Origin of the sequence: Anaeromyxobacter sp. PSR-1 (assembly GCF_000964525.1) — a bacterium.
Lineage (GTDB): Bacteria > Myxococcota > Myxococcia > Myxococcales > Anaeromyxobacteraceae > Anaeromyxobacter.
The window spans coordinates 1-4,179 of record NZ_BAZG01000270.1; the positions used below are offsets into that span (position 1 = coordinate 1).

Annotated in this window: 3 protein-coding genes; all 3 read left to right on the forward strand. The window is 73.9% G+C overall.

Features of this window, described 5'->3' with window-relative positions; all coding sequences use genetic code 11:
* The first annotated feature begins 307 nt into the window (after positions 1-307).
* Positions 308-1,840, forward strand: a complete 1,533-nt coding sequence (locus PSR1_RS22070) for an acetyl/propionyl/methylcrotonyl-CoA carboxylase subunit alpha (RefSeq protein ID WP_059439485.1) — start codon at positions 308-310, stop codon at positions 1,838-1,840.
* On the forward strand, positions 1,837-2,349 hold the full coding sequence (locus tag PSR1_RS24900; RefSeq protein WP_059439486.1) for an acetyl-CoA carboxylase biotin carboxyl carrier protein subunit: 513 nt from the start codon (positions 1,837-1,839) through the stop codon (positions 2,347-2,349). The genes PSR1_RS22070 and PSR1_RS24900 overlap by 4 nt, the downstream gene beginning before the upstream one ends.
* Positions 2,350-2,421: 72 nt before the next feature.
* On the forward strand, positions 2,422-4,071 hold the full coding sequence (locus PSR1_RS22080) for a methylmalonyl-CoA mutase (RefSeq protein WP_059439487.1): 1,650 nt from the start codon (positions 2,422-2,424) through the stop codon (positions 4,069-4,071).
* The last annotated feature ends 108 nt before the right edge of the window (positions 4,072-4,179 follow it).

Genomic DNA, 4,179 nt, shown 5'->3' on the forward strand with positions numbered 1-4,179 from the left:
AGCAGCCGGTCGAGGGCGCCCAGCACGTCCACCCGGCCCGGCGCCGGGGCAGCCTGGCCGGCCTCGTGACCGGGCGCGTCGTGCGGGGCCATGACGGGGATCCTGGGGGCGGTTTACTCGCCGCGGAACCCCCCGGCACAGGCCGATCGGGGCAGCGCCGCCGGTGCCCCGCCCGGCGGCGCGGGACGGCCTCGCCGCGCCCGCCCGGCGGCGGCCCCGCGCTTTACCGCGCAGGTCCGGGCGGCTATCGTGGCGGACCCCGGGGCGGCCGGGGGCCCCGCCGCGGTCCGCCCCGACGGTTCCGCGCATGAGCCCGACGAGACCCATCGAGAAGGTGCTGGTCGCGAACCGCGGCGAGATCGCGGTGCGCGTGATGCGCACCTGCCGCGAGATGCGGATCCCCACGGTGGCGGTCTACTCCGAGGCGGATCGTGGCGCGCTCCACGTCCGCAAGGCCGACGAGGCGGTGTTCATCGGCCCCGCGCCGGCGCGCGAGAGCTACCTCTCCATCGAGCGGATCCTGGACGCCTGCCGGCGCACCGGCGCCGACGCGGTGCACCCCGGCTACGGGTTCCTCTCCGAGAACGCCGAGCTGGCCCGCGCGCTCGACCGGGCCGGCATCGCGCTCGTCGGCCCGCCCGCCGCGGCGATGGACGCCATGGGCGTGAAGACCACCGCCCGGCGCAACATGGCCGCCGCCGGCGTGCCGGTGGTGCCCGGCTCGGAGGAGCCGTTCGCCGAGGAGGCCGAGGCGCGCGCGTTCGCGGAGCGGATCGGCTTCCCGGTGATGATCAAGGCGGCCGCGGGCGGCGGCGGCAAGGGCATGAAGAGGTGCGACCGCGCCGAGGACTTCGCCGCGCTGTGGCAGTCGGCGCGGCGCGAGGCGACGGCCGCGTTCGGCGACGATCGGCTCTACCTCGAGAAGTTCCTCGAGAAGCCGCGCCACGTCGAGATCCAGGTCTTCGCGGACCAGCACGGCAACTGCGTGTGGCTGGGCGAGCGCGAGTGCTCGGTGCAGCGGCGCCAGCAGAAGGTCATCGAGGAGACGCCGAGCGCGGTGCTCGACGACCGGCTGCGCGAGGCCATGGGCGAGGTGGCCGTCCGCGCCGCCCGCGCGGTGGGCTACGTGGGCGCCGGCACGGTCGAGCTGCTGGTGGACGCGCACCGCAACTTCTACTTCCTCGAGATGAACACCCGGCTCCAGGTGGAGCACCCGGTCACCGAGATGGTCACCGGGCTCGACCTGGTGCGCATGCAGCTCGAGGTGGCGCGGGGCGAGCGGATCCTGGCCCAGGAGCAGGTGCAGCGGCGCGGCCACGCCATCGAGGCGCGCGTCTACGCCGAGGACCCGGCCCGCGGGTTCCTCCCGCAGCCGGGCAAGATCACCTACCTGCGCGTGCCGGGCGGCCCCGGGATCCGCGACGACTCCGGCGTGTACGCGGGCTGGGTGGTGCCGCAGTGGTACGACCCGATGATCTCGAAGCTGGTCGCCTGGGCGCCCACCCGCCCGCAGGCCATCGACCGGCTCATCCGCGCGCTGGGCGAGTACGTGGTGCACGGCATCGGCACGAACCTGGGCTGGCTGGCGGCCGCGCTCGATCACCCCGAGTTCCGGTCCGGCGACTACGACACCGGCTTCTGCGCCCGGCACGCGAAGGCGCTCGTCCGGCCGCCGGATCCCTCGCTGGAGCGGGTGGCGCTCATCGCGGCGGCGGTCGCCGCGTTCAAGCGCGAGCGGGACGCGGCCGAGGCGCACGCGGCCCGGGCCGGGCAGGGGGCGGCGCGCTCCGGCTGGGCGCGCGCCGGCCGCCTGCGGGCGCTGCGCGGGGGCGGCCGATGAAGACCTACGTGGCGCTGCTCGACGGCGGGAAGCGCGAGGTGGCGGTCGGGGTGACCCGGCTCGCCACCGGGCAGTACGAGGTGCGCATCGGCGACGAGGTGCACCGGGTGGACGCGTACCCGCACGACTACGGGACGCTGTCGCTGCTGGTGGACACGCGCAGCTACTCGGCCATGCTCGACGAGCGCGGCGCGAAGGTGCACGTGCAGGTGGACGGCTCGGTGTTCCCGCTCGAGCTCCTCGACGAGCGGAAGCTGCGCATGCGCCGGGCCTCGCCGCGCGCCAGCGTGGAGGGCCGGCGGGCGGTGACCGCGCCGATGCCGGGGCGGGTGGTGAAGGTGCTGGTGGCGCCGGGGGACGCGGTGCGGGCCGGCCAGCCGCTGGTGGTCGTCGAGGCGATGAAGATGGAGAACGAGATGAGGAGCCCGAAGGACGGCAAGGTGGTCGAGGTTCGGGTCGTCGAGGGCCAGGCGGTCGAGGGCAGCGCGTTGCTCTGCGCGGTGGAGTAGCGGCGCCGCGCCTCCCACTCCCAACCGGCGCCCCCCGTGACGGGCGCGCCGTGCTCCACCCACGGTGAATACATGGCGGACGAGAAGAAGCAGCGGTGGCTCGAGGGGACGTACGCGAAGGCGGTGAAGAAGGGGCCCGAGCGGCGCCCGCGCTTCGAGACGAGCAGCGGCATCCGCGAGGAGCCGGTGTACGGCGCCGCCGACGTGCGCCCCGGCCTCGAGGAGCGGCTGGGCCTGCCCGGCGAGTACCCGTTCACGCGCGGCGTGCAGCCGACCATGTACCGCGCCCGCTTCTGGACCATGCGGCAGTACGCCGGGTTCGGCACCGCCGAGGAGTCGAACAAGCGCTACCGCTACCTGCTCGAGTCCGGCCAGACCGGCCTCTCGGTGGCGTTCGACCTGCCCACGCAGATGGGCCGCGACTCCGACCACCCCCGCGCGCGCGGCGAGGTGGGCAAGGTGGGCGTGGCCATCGACTCGATCCGCGACATGGAGGTGCTGTTCGACCGGATCCCGCTCGGCGAGGTCTCCACCTCGATGACCATCAACGCGACCGCCGGGATGCTGCTCGCGATGTACCAGGCGGTGGGCGAGAAGCAGGGGGCCGCGCCGGCGGTGCTGCAGGGCACCATCCAGAACGACATCCTGAAGGAGTACGCGGCGCGCGGGACGTACATCTACCCGCCGGAGCCGTCGCTCCGGATCATCACCGACATCTTCGCCTACACCGCGAAGGTGATGCCGCGCTGGAACCCCATCTCCATCTCCGGCTACCACATCCGCGAGGCCGGCTCGACCGCGGTGCAGGAGGTGGCCTTCACGCTCGCCGACGGCATCCAGTACGTGGACGCGGCGGTGAAGGCGGGCCTCGACGTGGACGCGTTCGCGGGGCGGCTCTCCTTCTTCTTCAACGCGCACAACGACCTGCTGGAGGAGGTGGCGAAGTTCCGCGCCGCCCGCCGGCTCTGGGCGCGCATCATGAAGGAGCGGTTCAAGGCGAAGGACCCGCGCTCGATGATGCTGCGGTTCCACACCCAGACCGCCGGCTCCATGCTCACCGCGCAGCAGCCCGACAACAACATCGTGCGCGTCACCATCCAGGCGCTGGCGGCGGTGCTGGGCGGCACGCAGTCGCTGCACACCAACTCGCGCGACGAGGCGCTCGGGCTGCCCACCGAGGACTCGGTGCGCATCGCGCTCCGCACGCAGCAGATCCTCGCGAACGAGTCGGGCGTGGCCGACGTCATCGACCCGCTCGGCGGCAGCTGGGCCATCGAGGCCATGACCGACGAGATCGAGGGCCGCGCCCAGGCGTACATCCAGAAGATCGACGAGCTGGGCGGGATGGTCCACGCCATCTCGAAGGGGTACGTGCAGCGCGAGATCCAGGAGGCCGCCTACGCCTGGCAGCGCCAGGTGGAGGCGAAGGAGCAGGTGGTCGTGGGCGTGAACGCGTTCAAGTCGGACGACCCGCCGGTCCCGGTGATGAAGGTCGATCCGGCGCTGGAGGCGCAGCAGGTCGAGCGGCTGAAGGCGCTCCGCGCGTCCCGCAGCGCCTCGGCCGCGCGCGCGGCGCTCGACGCGGTGCGCGCCGGCGCCCGCGGGACCGAGAACCTCATGCCGCTCATCCTCGCCGCCGTGAAGGCCGAGTGCACCCTCGGAGAGATCTCCGACGCGCTGCGCGAGGTCTACGGCGAGTACCGGGAGACGGTGGTACTGTAGCGCCCGGTGAGCGACGCACCCCCGAAGCCCCCGGCGAGACGCCTCCCCCGCGGACCCGGCCGGATCCCCCGGCCGGCCCGCCGCGGCTGGAGCGCGTGCCGGAGGGCT

Bases quoted from the DNA above. Each gene is read 5' to 3' on its own strand.
- PSR1_RS22070 (WP_059439485.1), top strand. From the start codon at position 308: ATGAGCCCGACGAGACCCATCGAGAAGGTGCTGGTCGCGAACCGCGGC.
- PSR1_RS24900 (WP_059439486.1), top strand. From the start codon at position 1,837: ATGAAGACCTACGTGGCGCTGCTCGACGGCGGGAAGCGCGAGGTGGCG.
- PSR1_RS22080 (WP_059439487.1), top strand. From the start codon at position 2,422: ATGGCGGACGAGAAGAAGCAGCGGTGGCTCGAGGGGACGTACGCGAAG.